Genomic DNA, 15736 nt, shown 5'->3' on the forward strand with positions numbered 1-15736 from the left:
CGACCGTCGCCGTACGCTCTGGCCCATGAGCGAGCAGGCAGAGAGCTTCGTGTCCTTCGGCGAGCAGGGGGCGCAGCTGACGTACGGCAGCTACCTCCGGCTCCCGCAGCTGCTCGACTCCCAGCACCTCGAGTCGGACCCGCCGGCGCACGACGAGCTGCTGTTCATCACGATCCACCAGGTCTACGAGCTGTGGTTCAAGCAGCTGCTGCACGAGGTGACCGCGGCCCGCGACGCGATGCTCAGCGGAGTCGCCCCGAAGTCAGAGGGAGGTGGGCGGCTCTGGTGGGCGCAGCACCTGCTCGGCCGGGTGCACGTGATCGAGCGGGTGCTGGTGCAGCAGGTCGACGTCCTGGAGACGATGACGCCGCAGGACTTCCTGGAGTTCCGGCAGCGGCTGGCGCCCGCGAGCGGCTTCCAGTCGGTGCAGTTCCGGGAGCTGGAGTTCCTGTCGGGCGCGAAGGACCCGGCGTACCTGCGCCGGTTCCGCGGCCTCACCGACGCCGAGGAGGCCCGGCTCGCGGCCCGGCTCGACGAGCCGAGCCTGTGGGACGCCTTCCTCGCGGTGCTGCGCTCCTTCGGCCTCGCGGCCGACACCGACGAGGACGTCTCGGCGTCGATGCGCCTGGTCGCCCACGACCGGGACCAGTACGCCGTGGTCTGGGCGCTCGCCGAAGCGCTCCTCCAGCACGACGAGCTCGCGGCCAGCTGGCGGGCCCGCCACGTGGTGATGGTGGAGCGGATGATCGGCGCCAAGTCGGGCACGGGCGGGTCGTCCGGCGCGACGTACCTCCGATCGCGCCTGCCGGTGCAGTACTACCCCCTGCTCTGGGGCCTGCGCAGCGAGCTCTGAGGGGCGGCGTGTCCGACCCTGACTGGCCGGTAGCCGACGTGGGGTCCTAGTGTCAGAACTGTGTCAACGGCGACGCATGATGTGGACAAGTCCGCGCTCCTCGAGAGCGCGATCGAGCTGGCGCGATCGGGGAGGGGGAGTGGCGGTCCGCCCCACGACCAGGTCGACACGCTGATCCGTGCGTACTACCGCCATGTCGCCCCCGAGGACATCGCCGACCGCTCGGAGATCGACGTCTACGGGGCGTTCGCGTCCCACTACAAGCTCGCGGGCAGCCGGCCGCAGGGCACGGCCCGGGTCCGGGTCCTGACGCCCGGCCCCAGCGACCAGGGGTGGTCGGCCGACGGGCACTCCGTCGTCGAGGTCGTCGTCGACGACATGCCCTTCCTCGTCGACTCCCTGACGATGGAGCTCTCCCGCCAGCTCCACGACGTCCACCTGGTGATCCACCCCGTCTTCGACGTGGTCCGCGACATCACCGGCTCGCTCCAGAGCGTGCGGCCCGTGGCCGACGGCACCGAGCACGAGGACGGGGTCGTCCGCGAGTCCTGGATGCACGTCGAGATCGACCGGGTCCCCGAGGGCGACGACGTCGCCGCCATCGAGGAGGCGTTGCAGCGGGTGCTGCGCGACGTCCGCGAGGCCGTCGAGGACTGGGACAAGATGCACACCCAGGTCGCGACAGTCGTGGAGGAGCTGTCGGCCGAGCCGCCGGAGGGCGTCGACCCGGCCGAGGTGCAGCAGGCCCGCAACCTGCTGCAGTGGCTGGCCGACGACCACTTCACGTTCCTCGGCTACCGGGAGTACCGGCTCGAGCGGCAGGGCGACGACGAGTACCTGCGCGGCGTCCCCGGCAGCGGGCTCGGCATCCTGCGCGCCGACCAGCTGATGGGCGCGACGTCCGGCCGGCTCCCCGCGGCGGCGGCCGCGAAGGCCCGCGAGAAGACCGTGCTGGTGCTGACCAAGGCCAACTCGCGGTCGACCGTGCACCGCCCGGCGTACCTCGACTACGTCGGTGTGAAGAAGTTCGAGAACGGCGAGGTCGTGGGCGAGCGTCGCTTCCTCGGCCTCTACTCCAGCGCTGCCTACACGGAGTCGCTGACCCGCATCCCGCTGCTGCGGGAGCGCGCGGCCGCCGTCCTGAAGCGCATCGGGTTCTCGCCGATGAGCCACGACGGCAAGGCGCTCATGGACACGCTCGAGACCTACCCGCGCGACGAGCTCTTCCACACGACCGTCGACGAGCTCGCGCCGATGGCCGAGCAGGCGATGCACGCCCGGGAGCGCCGGCAGCTGCGGCTCTTCATCCGCCGCGACACCTACGGCCGCTACGTCTCGGTGCTCGTCTACCTGCCCCGCGACCGCTACAACACGGCGGTCCGCGAGCGGTTCTCGGAGATCCTGCGGGACCGGCTGGGTGGGGAGTCGGTCGAGTTCACGGTCCGGCTGACCGAGTCGACGACGGCGCGCGTCCACTTCGTGGTGCACCCGCCGAAGGGCGCCGACATCCGCGAGGTCGACACGACCGATCTCGAGCGCCGGCTGCTCGACGCCTCCCGGTCGTGGCGGGACGACTTCACGTCCGCGGTGCTCGCGTCGTACGGCGAGGAGGCCGGCACGGCGCTGCTGCGCCGCTACCTCGACTCGTTCCCGGAGGCGTACAAGGAGGACTTCGCGGCGCGCGTGGGCGCCGTCGACCTCGGCCGGCTCGAGGACATCCGGCTCGACGACGACGAGTCCGGGCTCGACCTCTCGCTCTACGAGGACCTCGACGCCGGCCGCGGCGAGGCCCGCCTCAAGGTCTACCGGATCGGCCGCCCGCTCTCGCTCTCGAACGTGCTGCCGATGCTGTCGTCGATGGGCGTCGAGGTCGTCGACGAGCGGCCCTACCAGGTCGACCTGGAGCGGCCGACGTACATCTACGAGTTCGGGCTGCGGTACGGCGCGAGCCTGCCCGACAACGCCCGCGAGCTCTTCCAGGACGCCGTCCGCGCGGTGTGGGACGGCTTCAACGAGGTCGACGGCTTCAACGCGCTGGTGCTCGCCGCCGGGCTGAGCTGGCGGCAGGCGACGCTGCTGCGCGCCTACGCGAAGTACATGCGCCAGGGGAACTCGCCGTTCGCGCTCGACTACATCGAGGGCGCGCTGCGCGGGAACGTCGACATCACCCGGCTGCTGGTGCAGCTGTTCGAGATCCGGTTCGACCCGAAGGCCGACCGCAGCCGCGCCGAGGTGGTCGAGGAGCGCATCAACCGCGCGCTCGACGACGTGGCCAGCCTCGACCACGACCGCATCCTGCGCTCGTACCTGACGCTCGTGCGCGCGACCCTGCGCACCAACTACTTCCAGCCCGCGTCCGACGGCGGCCCGAAGGCCTACATCGCGCTCAAGCTCGAGCCGGACGCGATCCCGGACCTGCCGGCGCCGCGGCCGAAGTACGAGATCTTCGTCTACTCGCCGCGCGTGGAGGGCTCGCACCTCCGCTTCGGCGCGGTCGCCCGCGGTGGCCTGCGCTGGTCGGACCGCCGCGACGACTTCCGTACCGAGGTGCTCGGCCTGGTCAAGGCGCAGATGGTGAAGAACACCGTCATCGTGCCGGTCGGCGCGAAGGGCGCGTTCTTCTGCAAGCAGCTCCCCGACGCCAGCGACCGCGACGCCTGGCTGGCCGAGGGCGTCGCCTGCTACAAGACGTTCATCTCCGGGTTGCTCGACATCACCGACAACCTGGTCGACGGGGAGACCGTGCCGCCGCGCGACGTGGTGCGCCACGACGGCGACGACACCTACCTCGTCGTGGCGGCCGACAAGGGCACCGCGACGTTCTCCGACATCGCCAACGGGGTCGCGCAGGACTACGGCTTCTGGCTGGGCGACGCGTTCGCGAGCGGTGGCTCGGTCGGCTACGACCACAAGGCCATGGGCATCACGGCGCGCGGCGCGTGGGTCTCCGTGCAGCGGCACTTCCGCGAGCGCGGCGTGGACACGCAGGCGGAGGACTTCACGGTCGTCGGCGTCGGCGACATGTCCGGCGACGTCTTCGGCAACGGCATGCTCTGCTCGGAGCACATCAGGCTGGTCGCGGCGTTCGACCACCGCGACATCTTCGTCGACCCGACGCCGGACCCGGCGGCGTCGTACGCCGAGCGGAAGCGGCTGTTCGAGCTGCCGCGATCGAGCTGGCAGGACTACGACAAGGGCCTCATCTCCGAGGGCGGTGGCATCTACTCCCGCCAGCTGAAGCGGATCCCGCTCAACGACGCGGTCCGTGACGCGCTCGGCATCGAGGCGGGTGTCACCGCGATGACACCGGCCGAGCTGATGCACGCCATCCTCCAGGCGCCGGTCGACCTGCTCTGGAACGGTGGCATCGGCACCTACGTGAAGGCGTCGACCGAGAGCCACGCGGCGGCCGGCGACAAGGCCAACGACGGGATCCGCGTCGACGGTCGCGACGTCCGGGCGCGCGCGGTCGGTGAGGGCGGCAACCTCGGCCTCACGCAGCTCGGCCGCATCGAGTACTCCCTCAACGGTGGCCGGATCAACACCGACTTCATCGACAACTCCGCCGGCGTCGACACCTCGGACCACGAGGTGAACCTGAAGATCCTGCTCGACCGGGTCGTCAAGGACGGCGACCTGACCGCGAAGCAGCGCAACCGGCTGCTCGCGGAGATGACCGACGAGGTCGCCGACCTGGTGCTGCGCGACAACTACGAGCAGAACCTCGCGCTCGCCAACGCCATCGACCACGCGCCCTCGATGCTGCACGTCCACGAGGAGTGGATCCGGCGCCTGGAGCGCGACGGCGTGCTCGACCGCGAGCTCGAGGGCCTGCCGCCGGCACGCGAGGTCAAGCGCCGGCTCGACAGCGGCGACGGGCTGACGGCGCCCGAGCTCTCGGTGCTGCTGGCGTGGACGAAGATCGTGCTCGCCCAGGAGCTGCTGGAGTCGGACCTGCCGGACGACCCGTACCTCCACTACGACCTGCGGGCCTACTTCCCGACCCAGGTGCAGGAGGGCTTCGTCGACCAGGTCGGCCAGCACCCGCTGCGGCGCGAGATCATCGTGACCCAGGTGGTCAACGACCTCGTCAACGGCGCGGGCATGACCTACTGGCCGCGGCTCGCGGGGGAGACCGGCGCGAGCGCGGGCGAGCTGACCCGGGCGAACTTCGTGGCCCGGGAGATCTTCGCGTCGCTCGAGCTCCGCAGGGAGCTGACGACCTACGACAACCGTCTCGACGCGGCCGTCCAGACCCGGATGCGCCTCGAGATGCGGACGCTGGTGGAGCGCGCGTCGCGCTGGCTGGTCAACAACCGGCGGCCGCCGCTCGACAGCGAGGCCACGGTCGAGCTGTTCGGCGAGCCGGTGCGGCGCACGATGGCCGAGCTGCCCGAGCTGATGGGCGGCCGCGAGCTCGGGGCGTACGTCGAGCGCAAGGAGTCGCTCGAGCGCTCGGGCGTGCCCGAGGACCTGGCGTCGCGGGTGGCCGTGCTGCCGCCGGCGTACATGCTGCTCGGCGTCATCGAGATCGCCCAGCGCGAGGGCCTCGACCCGAGCACGGTCGCCCGGGTGCACTTCGCCCTGGGGGAGCGGCTGGGGCTGCCGGCCCTGGTGCAGCGGATCCTCGCGCTGCCGCGGGCCGACCGCTGGCAGACGATGGCGCGCGCCTCGCTGCGCGACGATCTGCACACCGTGCACGCCCAGCTCACCGCGCAGGTGCTGGCGGCGACGTCGGTCGACGACCCCGCACCGGCGCGGGTCGCGGCGTGGGAGGCGGCCGAGGAGGTCGTCGTCGCGCGAGCGGCCGCGACCCTGGACGAGATCTGCGCCGACGAGCAGGCCGACCTGGCCCGGCTGTCGGTGGCGCTGCGGGTGGTGCGCGGGTTACTCGCTTCGGGCTGAGCGTCCCCAGCCGATAGCGTCCTCCCATGACCGATCTCGCCGCGGCCGGTGTGGCCGAGACCGCACGGCTGGTGAGGGAGGGTGAGGTCTCCGCGCGCGGTGCCGTCGAGGCCGCACTGGCTCGCATCGACGAGCGCGACCGCGACCTCAACGCCTTCTCCCGGGTGCTCGCCGACGAGGCGATCGCGGAGGCCGAGGCGCGGGACGCCACGCTGGCCTCCGGTGCGTCGCCCGGGCCGCTGCACGGTGTGCCGATCGCCATCAAGGAGGAGATCGACGTCGCCGGCACGGTCACGACCTTCGGCGGCGAGGGCAACTCCACCCCGGCCGCCGTGGACGCCGAGGTCGTCACCCGGCTGCGCGCCGCGGGAGCGGTGATCGTCGGCAAGACGACGATGCCGGAGTTCGGGGCGTTCCCGTTCACCGAGTCGGTCTCGCGCGGCATCACCCGCAACCCCTGGGACCGCAACCGCACGCCCGGCGGCTCCAGCGGCGGTACGGCGGCCGCGGTCGCGTCGGGCATGGTCCCGGCCGGCATGGGCGGAGACGGCGGCGGCTCGATCCGGATCCCCAGCGCCAGCTGCGGTCTCTTCGGCCTCAAGCCGCAGCGCGGCCGGGTCACCACCGCGCCGCAGTCGCACCTGTGGTTCGCGCTCGGCACGGCCGGGCCGCTCACGCGCACCGTCCGGGACAGCGCGATCGTCTACGACGTCATCCGCGGCAACGTCGAGGGCGACCTCTACACGGCGGGTGGTGACGACTCCTTCGTCGACGCGGTCGGGCGGGCGCCCGGTCGGCTGCGGATCGGCTGGTCGATCAAGTCCGTCACGATCGGCGTCGCGCCCGACCCGGCGCACGTCCGCGCGGTGGAGGACGCCGCACGCCTTCTGACCGACCTCGGCCACGACGTACGCCAGGTCGATCCGCACTACCCCGACCCGACAGCGGCGTTCGTGCCGCAGTTCTTCGCCGGCATCAGGCACGAGGCCCAGCACGTCGAGCACTACGACCGCCTCGAGCGACGCACCCGGGAGACCTGCCGGCTCGGCGCCTGGGTCACCCCGAAGGTCGTCGAGTGGGCGCTCGGGCAGACCGAGAAGGTGTCGACGAAGGCGAACCGCATCTTCCAGGAGGTAGACGTGCTGCTCACGCCCGCCATCGCCCATCGACCCCCACCGGTCGGCCGGCTGGACGGCGTCGGCACGATCCAGTCGTCGCTGAGGGCGATGCCGTCGATCGCGTACGCCGCGATCTGGAACGTCGCCGGCAACCCCGCCGCGTCGGTGCCCTGCGGTACGGCGCCGGACGGGCTCCCGCTCGCCGTGCAGCTGGTCGGGCGCACCGACGACGAGGCCACCCTCTTCTCGCTGTCCGCGCAGATCGAGTCGGCCCGCCCGTGGCCGTTGCTCGCTCCGGTGGCCGCAGCATGACGGCGGCGATCGAGGTCGCCGGGCTCACCAAGGTGTACGGCGAGCTGCGTGCCGTCGACGGCGTGGACCTCACGGTCGCCGAGGGCGAGTTCGTCGGCATCCTCGGGCCCAACGGCGCCGGCAAGACCACGCTGCTGGAGATGATCGAGGGCCTGCGCGAGCCGACCGAGGGGACCGCCACGGTGCTCGGGCTGCCCGCGTGGCCGCGCAACCACGCGCTGCTGCCGCGGATCGGCGTCCAGCTCCAGGCCTCGTCGTTCTTCGAGCGGTTGACGGCCCGCGAGCAGATCCACACCTTCGCGTCGCTGTACGGCGTCCCCGCAGCGCACGCCGACGAGTGGCTGGAGCGCGTGGGGCTGGTCGAGAAGGCGGACAGCCGGGTCGAGGACCTGTCGGGCGGCCAGGGTCAGCGCCTGTCGATCGCCTGCGCGCTGGTGCACGACCCGGAGCTGGTGTTCCTCGACGAACCGACGGCTTCACTCGACCCGCAGGCGCGGCGCAACCTCTGGGACCTGCTGAACGACATCAACGAGCAGGGCCGCACCGTCGTGATCACCACCCACTACATGGACGAGGCGGAGGCTCTCGCCGACCGGGTCGCGATCATCGACAATGGGCGGCTGCTCGTCTACGACACCCCGTCGGCCCTGATCCACCGGCTCGACGCCCCGACCCGGATCATGCTGGCCGACGGCGATGTGATCACCACGCGTGAGCCGGCCGCGGAGATCGCCCGGCTCACGGAGGAGAACCGCCTCGACGGCGTCCGCGTGCAGACCGGCACGCTCGAGGACGTCTTCCTCGACCTGACCGGGCGGGAGTACCGCGCATGAGGTCCTTGACGCAGGGCCCGTTCTGGGCGCTGTCGCGGGCGATCCTGCTCGGCTTCGTGCGCGACCGCACCGCGGTCTTCTTCGCGGTGATCTTCCCGCTGATGTTCCTCGTGCTCTTCGGGGGCCTCTTCGGCGACCAGTCGGCGAGCAAGGTCGACATGATCGTCGTCGGGGACGTGTCGCTGATCGACGACCTGCCGGAGGAGGCCGACGCGACCTTCGACGCGACCTTCGAGGTCACCCGCTCCGACGACCTCGATGACGCGGTCGACCAGGTGCGCAAGGGCGATGCCGACGTGGCGATCGAGCAACAGGGCGACACGCTGGTCGCGCACTACACGCGCACCGACCCCGCGAAGGCGGGCATCACGGCCGGCGCGCTGCAGGCACTCGTCGACGGCACCAACGTCGCGGTGACGGGCCAGCCGCCGACGTACACGCTGGAGGTCGAGTCGGTCGAGGACGACTCGCTCGACACCATCCAGTACTTCACCCCCGGACTGCTCGGCTGGGCGGTCGCGATGAGCGCCGCCTTCGGCGCGGCCGCGACGATCCAGGGGTGGCGCCAGACCAAGCTGCTCCGCCGGCTCCAGCTCGCGCCCGTGTCGACCCGCACGGTCGTCGGCGCGCGGGTGTCGGTGACGGTGGCGGTGGCGCTGGTGCAGATGGCGATCTTCATCGGCATCGGGGCGCTGTTCTTCGGCCTCACGCTGACGGGGGCGTGGTGGATGGCGATCCCGCTGCTCGTCGTCGGCACGCTGTGCTTCATGTCGCTCGGGCTGCTGGCCGGCGCGATCACGAAGACCCAGGAGGGCGCGGTCAACGCCGCCAACTTCATGGTGCTGCCGATGGCCTTCCTGAGCGGGTCGTTCTTCCCGCTCGACGCCGCGCCGCAGTGGCTGCAGACCGTGTCGAACCTGCTGCCGCTCAAGCACCTCAACGACGGCATGCTCGACGTGATGGTGCGGGGGGAGCCGTGGACGGCGGCGCTGCTGCCGATGCTCTTCCTCGCGATCTTCGCGGTCGTCGTCACGCTGATCTCGGCGAAGCTCTTCCGGTGGGAGACCACATGAGCACTCCACACTCCCTGGCCGGCCGTCGGATCCTGGTCACCGGTGCGTCGTCGGGGATCGGGGAGGCGACCGCGAAGGCGGTGGCCGCGCGGGGCGCGACGGTGCTGCTCGTGGCCCGACGGGCGGACGAGCTCGACCGCGTCCGCCGCGAGATCGAGGCCACGGGTGGCCGCGCCGCGGCGTACCCCTGCGACCTCACGGACCTCGACGCCGTCGACGCGCTGGTCGCGCAGGTGCTCGACGAGCACGGTGCCGTCGACCACCTGGTCAACAACGCGGGCCGGTCGATCCGGCGGTCGCTGGCCCTGAGCTACGACCGCTTCCACGACATCGAGCGCAGCATGGCGATCAACTTCCTCGGGCCGGTGCGGCTCACGCTGGGGCTGCTCCCGGCGATGCGTGCCCAGGGGTTCGGGCACGTGGTCAACATCGTGACGTGGGGCGTGCAGCTCAAGGCGCCGAAGTTCAGCGCCTACATCGCCTCCAAGACCGCGCTCGACTCGTGGAGCCGCGTCGCGGCCCGCGAGTGCTACGGCGACAACGTGCGGTTCACGAACATGCGCTTCTCGCTGGTGCGGACGGCGATGAGCGCGCCGACGGAGGCGTACGCCGGGCGCGGCGCGACGCCCGAGCAGGCGGCCGCGCGCGTCGTGCGCGCCATGGAGAAGCGGCCGGTCAACGTCAACACGCTCTCCGGCAACGTCGGCGAGCTCCTCGGCCTGGTCGCCCCGCGGTTCGCCGACTGGCTCTTCCACCGCTTCGACCGGCTCTTCCCGGACTCCGCCGCGGCCAGAGGGGACCTCAGACGAGCATCCAGACCGCCGCGCTGACGCCGACCACGACGATCAGGCCGCGCAGCAGCGCCGGGTTGAGCCGGCGGCCGAGGTGCGCGCCGACGTACCCGCCGACCACCGAGCCGAGAGCGAGCAGCAGCACCGCCGTCCAGTCGAGCTCGGCGACGACCAGGAAGATCGCGGCGGCGACGAGGTTGCTGGCCAGCACGGCCAGTGTCTTCAGCGCGTTGATCACGCGGAAGTCGAGGTGCGACCCGATGCCGAGCACCGCCATCATCATCACGCCGGACCCGGCGCCGAAGTAGCCGCCGTACACCCCGACGAGCGTGGAGAAGAACGTCGTGGCGGGGGAGAGGTGCGAGTCGCCCGGCTCCACCGCGTCGTGCTTGCGGCCGAGCCAGCGCCGGATCCGTGGCTGGGCGCCGACGAGCAGGCAGGTGCCGAGGATCAGCCACGGCACGATCGCCTCGAAGACCCCGGGCGGCAGCGCGAGCAGCAATGCGGCACCGCCCACGGCCCCCGCCGCGCAGGTCGTGATCACGGCGGCCGTCACGGCCGGCTCCTCGCGCAGCTCGCGGCGGTAGCCGAGCGACCCGGTCAGGCCCGCGGGCACCATCCCCACCGTGTTGGAGGCGTTCGCGACCACGGGCGGCAGGCCGAGCGCCACCAGCACCGGGAAGCTCAGCAGGGACGCCACTCCGACGGTCGAGGTCATGATCCCCGCCACGAGGCCGGTCCCGACGATGGCGAGGTGTTCGAGGCCGGTCACCGGGTAAGGCTAGAGGAGCGCCGCCGGCGTGATCGGGGTCACTCGGGACCCCCGCCGGCGGCTTCGAAGGAGTGCCCGCATGGGTCCGGAGTGGGTGGCGATCATCGCCCTCGTCGCACTGTTCGTCGTCGGCACGGTGCTGCCGATCAACATGGGAGCGCTGGCGTACGTCGCCGCGTGGTTGGTCGGCATGTTCTCGCTCGATCTCGACGAGAAGGAGATCGTCGCCGGGGTCAGCGGTGACCTGATCCTGACGCTGATCGGCGTCACGTACCTCTTCGCGATCGCACGCAACAACGGCACGGTCGACCTGATCGTCCGGACCGCGGTGAAGGCCGTGGGCGGCCGGGTGGCGTTGATCCCGTGGGTGATGTTCGCGGTCACCGCCGTGCTGACCGCGGTCGGCGCGGTCAGCCCGGCGGCGTGCGCGATCATCGGCCCGATCGCGCTCGGCTTCGCGGGCCGCTACGGCATCAGTCCGCTGATGATGGGCATGTTCGTCGTCCACGGGGCGCAGGCCGGCGGGTTCTCGCCGATCAGCATCTACGGCACCATCACCAACTCCGTGATGGCGCAGAACGACCTGCCCAACAGCGAGATCACCATCTTCCTCGCGAGCCTCTTCGTGAACCTCGCGCTCGCCGTCGTGCTCTTCATCGTGCTCGGCGGCCGTTCGCTGATGTCGCAGCGGATCGACCCCGACGAGGACGACACCCTCACCGAGGACCTGCACCGCGGCGGCGCCACCGTGCCGGCGCGCGGCACGGGCGCCTCCGCGCCGGTCGGCACGCAGGCGGTCGGTGTGCGCCGCGACCAGGTGCTGACGCTCCTCGCCTTCCTCGGCGTCGCCCTGATCGCCCTGGCCTTCGACAAGAACATCGGCTTCGTCTCGATCACCGCCGCGGTGCTGCTCGCGATGCTGTCGCCCAACGAGCACAAGGACGCGGTCAAGCAGATCGCCTGGCCCACCGTGCTGCTCGTCGCCGGCGTCAGCACCTACGCGACGATCCTCGAGACTGCCGGCTCGCCGGAGTTCGTCGGCGACTGGGCGGCGGGGCTCGGCACGGCGGTCCTGGGCGCACTGGTGCTCTGCTACGTCGGCGGCGTGGTTTCGGCGTTCGCGTCGTCGACCGCGCTGCTGCCCGTCATCATCCCGATCGCGATCCCGCTGATCGCCGACGGCGGCGTCAGCGCCGGCCTCTTCGTCGCGGCCCTGGCGGTGTCGTCGACGATCGTCGACGTCAGCCCGTTCTCCACCAACGGCGCCCTGATGCTGGCCAACCGCCCCGACACGATCGAGGAGCAGGTCTACTACAAGCAGATCCTGACCTACAGCGTGATCGTCGTCGTCGCCGGACCGCTGCTGGTGTGGGCGGCCCTGGTGCTGCCGGGCTGGTGACGCCGCCAGCGTTCAGCGGGAGAGGTTCCGGTACGCGCGCGCCGACAGCGGCAGGAACACGGCGGTCAGCACCGCGGGCCACGCGAACGCGAGCAGCACCGCGTGGTCGGCGAGCACGCCGTCGGTGATCCCGGTGGGGTTGCCGAACAGATCGCGAGCGGCGGCGGCCGTGGCCGACACGGGGTTCCACTGGGCGAGCGTGCCGAGCCAGTCCGGCATCGTCTCCGGCGCCACGAGCAGGTTCGAGAGGAACCCGAGCGGCCAGACCAGGACCTGCACCGCGGCCAGCGATCCCTCACCACGCAGGGCGAGCCCGAGGTAGATGCCGATCCACAGCACGGCGAACCGCAGCCACAGCAGCAGGGCGACCGCGAGCGCGGCGCCACCCGGTCCGCCGTCGATGCTCCAGCCGACGATCACGCCGCCGACCATCAGCACCGCGAGCTGGACCGCGGAGTTGGCGAGGTCGGCGGCCGACCGGCCGAGAGGTACGGCGACGGCGTGGATCGGCATCGACCGGAACCGGTCCGTGATGCCCCGCTTCGAGTCCTGGGTGACCGCGGCCATCGTGGTCTCGACCCCGAAGAGCATGGTCAGCGCGAACATGCCCGGGAGCAGGTAGTCCAGGTAGTCGCCGCCGCCCGGCACCCCGATCGCGCCGCCGAAGAGGTAGCCGAACACCAGGAGCAGCATCAGGGAGAAGGCGATCCCGAAGATCGGCCCCCACGGCTCGCGCTGCCAGTGCATGAGGTCGCGCCGGGTCATCAGCCAGCCCTGGCGCAAGGCAGTCATCGGGGCAGTGATCGAGCCGCTCATCGGAGGCTCCCTTCGGTCAGGTGGAGGAACACTTCGTCGAGGGTCGGGCGGCGCAGCAGGACGTCGTCGACCTCGAGCCCGGCGGAGTCGAGCGCTCGCACGACCCGCAGCAGCGCGGCGGTGCCGCCGTCCGGCCCGGCCTCGACCACGACCTGCCTGGTCTCGGGGTCGGCGGGGACGCCCAGCGCCCCGGCGACGGCCTCGACGTCGGCTGCCGTGACGATCACGCGGTCGCCACCGAGGCGGTCCTTCAGCTGAGCCGACGTCCCCTCGGCGATCACGGAGCCGGTGCCCATGACCGTGATCCGGTCGGCGAGCTGGTCGGCCTCGTCGAGGTACTGCGTCGTGAGCAGCACGGTCGTGCCCTCGGCGACGACCTGCCGGACCGCCGCCCAGACCTCGTTGCGGCCCCGCGGGTCCAGCCCGGTGGTTGGCTCGTCGAGGAACAGCAGGCTCGGCCGGCGGATCAGGCTCGCCGCGATGTCGAGCCGCCGCCGCATCCCCCCGGAGTACGTCGCCACCTTGCGGTCGCCCGCCTCGGCGAGCCCGTACGACGCGAGCAGCTCGTCGGCCCGGCTGCGGGCAGCGCGGGCGGACAGGCCGTACAGTCGGGCGAGCAGCACCAGGTTCTCCCGCCCGAACAGCACCTCGTCGAGTGCGGGGGACTGGCCGACCAGGCCGATCGACTGACGGACCGCGGCGCCGGCGCGGCTGGCGTCGTGCCCGGCGACGCGGACCTCGCCCGCGTCGTACCGGGTGAGGGTGGCGAACGTGCGGACCGCGGTGCTCTTGCCGGCGCCGTTCGGGCCGAGCAGCGCGTGCACGGTCCCGGCCTCGACCACGAGGTCGAACCCGTCGAGGGCCAAGGTGTCGCCGTACCGCTTGCAGACCTGGCGCGCGACCAGGGGTGGGTGCATGCTTCCTCCAATATTCGTACGCTGTACGGATCAGAACGCGCCGAGAGTAGCATTTGTTCCGTACGCCGTACGAGAAAGTTAGGATCGCCGCGTGCCAGCCGAACCGGACCCGACCCTGCGCCTGCTCTGGCGACACGTGCTGGGTGCCGAGGACGAGGGCCCGAAGCGGGGCCGGCGCCCGAAGGTGAGCGTCGACGAGGTCGTCGACGCCGCGATCGAGCTGGCCGACCGGGACGGTCTCGAGGCGCTCTCGATGCGGCCCCTCGCCGAGCACCTCGGGATCGGCGCCATGACGCTCTACTCGTACGTCGCGAGCCGGGACGACCTGGTCGTTCTCATGGTCGACCAGGTCTACGGCCGCGAGCCGATCGAGCCCATGACGGGCGACCTCCGTGCACGGCTCACGCTGGTCGCCGACGCCGCGCTCGCCATCCACCGGGCGCACCCCTGGCTGCTGGACGTCGTCGGCGTGCGGCCGTGGCTGGGACCGCACGTCGCGGACCGCTACGAGTGGCAGCTGTCCGCGATCGAGGGCGTCGGCCTCGACGACATCGAGATGGACCAGACGATCACGCTCGTGGCGGGCTTCGCGGCGAACGTCGCCCGGGCCGAGCACGCCGTCCGGCGGGCGGAGCGCCAGTCCGGGATGACCGACCTCGAGTGGTGGGAGGCCAACGCCGACGAGCTCGGTCGCGTGATGGCGGGTCGGGACTACCCGCTCGCCGGCCGCGTCGGCTCAGCCACGGGTGAGGCCTACCAGGCCGGCACCGACCCGCGCCGTGAGCTGGAGTTCGGCCTCGCCCGCATCCTCGACGGGATCGAGTCCCACCTCAGGCAGCGCTGACGCCAGTCGCCGTACGAGCGGGGTCAGTCGTCGCGCAGGGCGCGGTGCTGCTCCTTGTTGCGGTCGCCCTCGGGGTCGTGCGCGGGCGCCGGGTCGACGGTCGTCACCGTGTCCTCCAGGGACACGGGCTCGGGGAGCTTCCGGTAGTCAGGATCCGCCATGCCCCCATGGTGGCACGCGGGCCGAGGTTCAGCTGGCCTTCTTGGCCGCCGCCTTCTTGGTCGTCGACTTCTTCGTGGTCGACTTCTTGGCCGCGGTCTTCTTCGCGGCCTTCTTGGCGGGAGCCTTCTTCGCCGGCTTCTCCTCTGCCTCCTCGGGCGCCGACTCGCCGCGGGCGGTCTTGGCCGCGTCGACCGAGCGCTGCAGTGCGGCGAGCAGGTCGACGACCTCGCCGGAGGTCTTGGTGGAGGTCTCGGTGCGCTTGACCTCGCCGCCCTCGATCTTCGCCTTGACGAGCGCGTCGACGGCCCCGGCGTAGTCGTCCTCGAACTCCGAGGCGTCGAAGTCGCCGGCGAGTGTCTCGACGAGCATGTTGGCCATCTTGACCTCCTGCGGCTTCACCTCGCCGGTGTCGACCGAGAAGTCGGGGACGCGGATCTCGTCGGGCCACATCATCGTCTGGAGCACGATCACGTCGTCCTTCACCCGTAGCACGCCGACCGTCGTCCGCTGCCGGAGCGCGACGGTGACCACGGCCATCCGGTCGGCGTCGAGGAGCGCCTGGCGCAGCAGGGCGTACGGCTTGGCGCCGGTCTTCTCCGGCTCGAGGTAGTAGGACTTCTCGAAGAGCATCGGGTCGATCTGGTCGGACGGCACGAACTTCTCGACGGAGATCTCCCGCGACGACGTCGACGGCAGCTCGGCCATGTCGTCGTCGGTGAGGATGACCATCTCGCCGTCCTCGGTCTCGTAGCCCTTGGCGATGTCGGCGTACGCGACCTCCTCGCCGTCGAGCGAGCAGACCCGCTGGTACTTGATGCGCCCGCCGTCCTTGGCGTGCACCTGCCGGAACGACACGTCGTGGGACTCGGTGGCGGCGTACAGCTTGACCGGCACGCTCACCAGCCCGAACGACACCGCGCCCTTCCAGATTGCTCGCATGG

General features: G+C 71.5%; 13 protein-coding genes. 8 read left to right on the forward strand and 5 right to left on the reverse strand.

The window, feature by feature from the left end; translation table 11 throughout:
* The first annotated feature begins 25 nt into the window (after positions 1-25).
* From ACFQQI_RS01860 to ACFQQI_RS01885, 6 genes are read left to right on the forward strand one after another with little or no spacing between them, the layout of a single operon-like run.
* On the forward strand, positions 26-853 hold the full coding sequence (locus ACFQQI_RS01860) for a tryptophan 2,3-dioxygenase (protein ID WP_378557056.1): 828 nt from the start codon (positions 26-28) through the stop codon (positions 851-853).
* A 60-nt stretch (positions 854-913) separates the two neighbouring features.
* On the forward strand, positions 914-5758 hold the full coding sequence (locus ACFQQI_RS01865; RefSeq protein WP_378557059.1) for an NAD-glutamate dehydrogenase: 4845 nt from the start codon (positions 914-916) through the stop codon (positions 5756-5758).
* 26 nt (positions 5759-5784) lie between these two features.
* Complete coding sequence (locus tag ACFQQI_RS01870; protein ID WP_378557062.1) at positions 5785-7188, forward strand: amidase; 1404 nt, start codon at positions 5785-5787, stop codon at positions 7186-7188.
* Positions 7185-8021: an ABC transporter ATP-binding protein gene (locus tag ACFQQI_RS01875; protein WP_378557065.1), complete on the forward strand. Its 837-nt coding sequence runs from the start codon at positions 7185-7187 to the stop codon at positions 8019-8021. Before ACFQQI_RS01870 ends, ACFQQI_RS01875 begins: the two co-directional genes overlap by 4 nt.
* The gene (locus ACFQQI_RS01880; protein ID WP_378557068.1) at positions 8018-9094 is read left to right on the forward strand and encodes an ABC transporter permease; all 1077 of its coding nucleotides are present in this window, start codon (positions 8018-8020) and stop codon (positions 9092-9094) included. Before ACFQQI_RS01875 ends, ACFQQI_RS01880 begins: the two co-directional genes overlap by 4 nt.
* The gene (locus tag ACFQQI_RS01885) at positions 9091-9924 is read left to right on the forward strand and encodes an SDR family NAD(P)-dependent oxidoreductase (protein WP_378557071.1); all 834 of its coding nucleotides are present in this window, start codon (positions 9091-9093) and stop codon (positions 9922-9924) included. Before ACFQQI_RS01880 ends, ACFQQI_RS01885 begins: the two co-directional genes overlap by 4 nt.
* Here the strand turns inward: ACFQQI_RS01885 and ACFQQI_RS01890 are convergent.
* Positions 9896-10657 carry a sulfite exporter TauE/SafE family protein gene (locus tag ACFQQI_RS01890; RefSeq protein ID WP_378557074.1) on the reverse strand — a complete coding sequence of 254 codons (762 nt, stop codon included), beginning with the start codon at positions 10655-10657 and terminating at the stop codon, positions 9896-9898. The genes ACFQQI_RS01885 and ACFQQI_RS01890 overlap by 29 nt on opposite strands.
* A 79-nt stretch (positions 10658-10736) precedes the next feature.
* Between ACFQQI_RS01890 and ACFQQI_RS01895 the strand changes: the two genes are divergently transcribed.
* A complete protein-coding gene (locus tag ACFQQI_RS01895) occupies positions 10737-12056 on the forward strand; it encodes an SLC13 family permease (protein WP_378557077.1) in 1320 nt (439 codons plus the stop codon).
* 12 nt (positions 12057-12068) lie between these two features.
* On the opposite strand, the gene ACFQQI_RS01900 is transcribed toward ACFQQI_RS01895, so the two are convergent.
* Positions 12069-12848: an ABC transporter permease gene (locus ACFQQI_RS01900; protein ID WP_378557080.1), complete on the reverse strand. Its 780-nt coding sequence runs from the start codon at positions 12846-12848 to the stop codon at positions 12069-12071.
* Positions 12849-12868: 20 nt separating this feature from the next.
* A complete protein-coding gene (locus tag ACFQQI_RS01905) occupies positions 12869-13789 on the reverse strand; it encodes an ATP-binding cassette domain-containing protein (RefSeq protein WP_378557083.1) in 921 nt (306 codons plus the stop codon).
* A 91-nt stretch (positions 13790-13880) separates the two neighbouring features.
* Between ACFQQI_RS01905 and ACFQQI_RS01910 the strand changes: the two genes are divergently transcribed.
* On the forward strand, positions 13881-14633 hold the full coding sequence (locus ACFQQI_RS01910; protein WP_378557086.1) for a TetR/AcrR family transcriptional regulator: 753 nt from the start codon (positions 13881-13883) through the stop codon (positions 14631-14633).
* Positions 14634-14656: 23 nt separating this feature from the next.
* On the opposite strand, the gene ACFQQI_RS01915 is transcribed toward ACFQQI_RS01910, so the two are convergent.
* Both ACFQQI_RS01915 and ACFQQI_RS01920 read right to left on the reverse strand, forming a co-directional pair.
* A complete protein-coding gene (locus tag ACFQQI_RS01915; RefSeq protein ID WP_378557089.1) occupies positions 14657-14794 on the reverse strand; it encodes a hypothetical protein in 138 nt (45 codons plus the stop codon).
* A 28-nt stretch (positions 14795-14822) separates the two neighbouring features.
* Positions 14823-15734 carry a Ku protein gene (locus tag ACFQQI_RS01920; RefSeq protein ID WP_378557092.1) on the reverse strand — a complete coding sequence of 304 codons (912 nt, stop codon included), beginning with the start codon at positions 15732-15734 and terminating at the stop codon, positions 14823-14825.
* Positions 15735-15736: the final 2 nt, after the last annotated feature.

It is taken from the genome of Nocardioides sp. GCM10030259 (assembly GCF_042666375.1).
GTDB lineage: Bacteria > Actinomycetota > Actinomycetes > Propionibacteriales > Nocardioidaceae > Nocardioides.

Coding starts and splice junctions, on each gene's coding strand:
- ACFQQI_RS01860 (WP_378557056.1), top strand. CDS start 26: ATGAGCGAGCAGGCAGAGAGCTTCGTGTCCTTCGGCGAGCAGGGGGCG.
- ACFQQI_RS01870 (WP_378557062.1), top strand. CDS start 5,785: ATGACCGATCTCGCCGCGGCCGGTGTGGCCGAGACCGCACGGCTGGTG.
- ACFQQI_RS01875 (WP_378557065.1), top strand. CDS start 7,185: ATGACGGCGGCGATCGAGGTCGCCGGGCTCACCAAGGTGTACGGCGAG.
- ACFQQI_RS01880 (WP_378557068.1), top strand. CDS start 8,018: ATGAGGTCCTTGACGCAGGGCCCGTTCTGGGCGCTGTCGCGGGCGATC.
- ACFQQI_RS01885 (WP_378557071.1), top strand. CDS start 9,091: ATGAGCACTCCACACTCCCTGGCCGGCCGTCGGATCCTGGTCACCGGT.
- ACFQQI_RS01895 (WP_378557077.1), top strand. CDS start 10,737: ATGGGTCCGGAGTGGGTGGCGATCATCGCCCTCGTCGCACTGTTCGTC.
- ACFQQI_RS01900 (WP_378557080.1), bottom strand. CDS start 12,848: ATGACTGCCTTGCGCCAGGGCTGGCTGATGACCCGGCGCGACCTCATG.
- ACFQQI_RS01905 (WP_378557083.1), bottom strand. CDS start 13,789: ATGCACCCACCCCTGGTCGCGCGCCAGGTCTGCAAGCGGTACGGCGAC.
- ACFQQI_RS01915 (WP_378557089.1), bottom strand. CDS start 14,794: ATGGCGGATCCTGACTACCGGAAGCTCCCCGAGCCCGTGTCCCTGGAG.
- ACFQQI_RS01920 (WP_378557092.1), bottom strand. CDS start 15,734: ATGCGAGCAATCTGGAAGGGCGCGGTGTCGTTCGGGCTGGTGAGCGTG.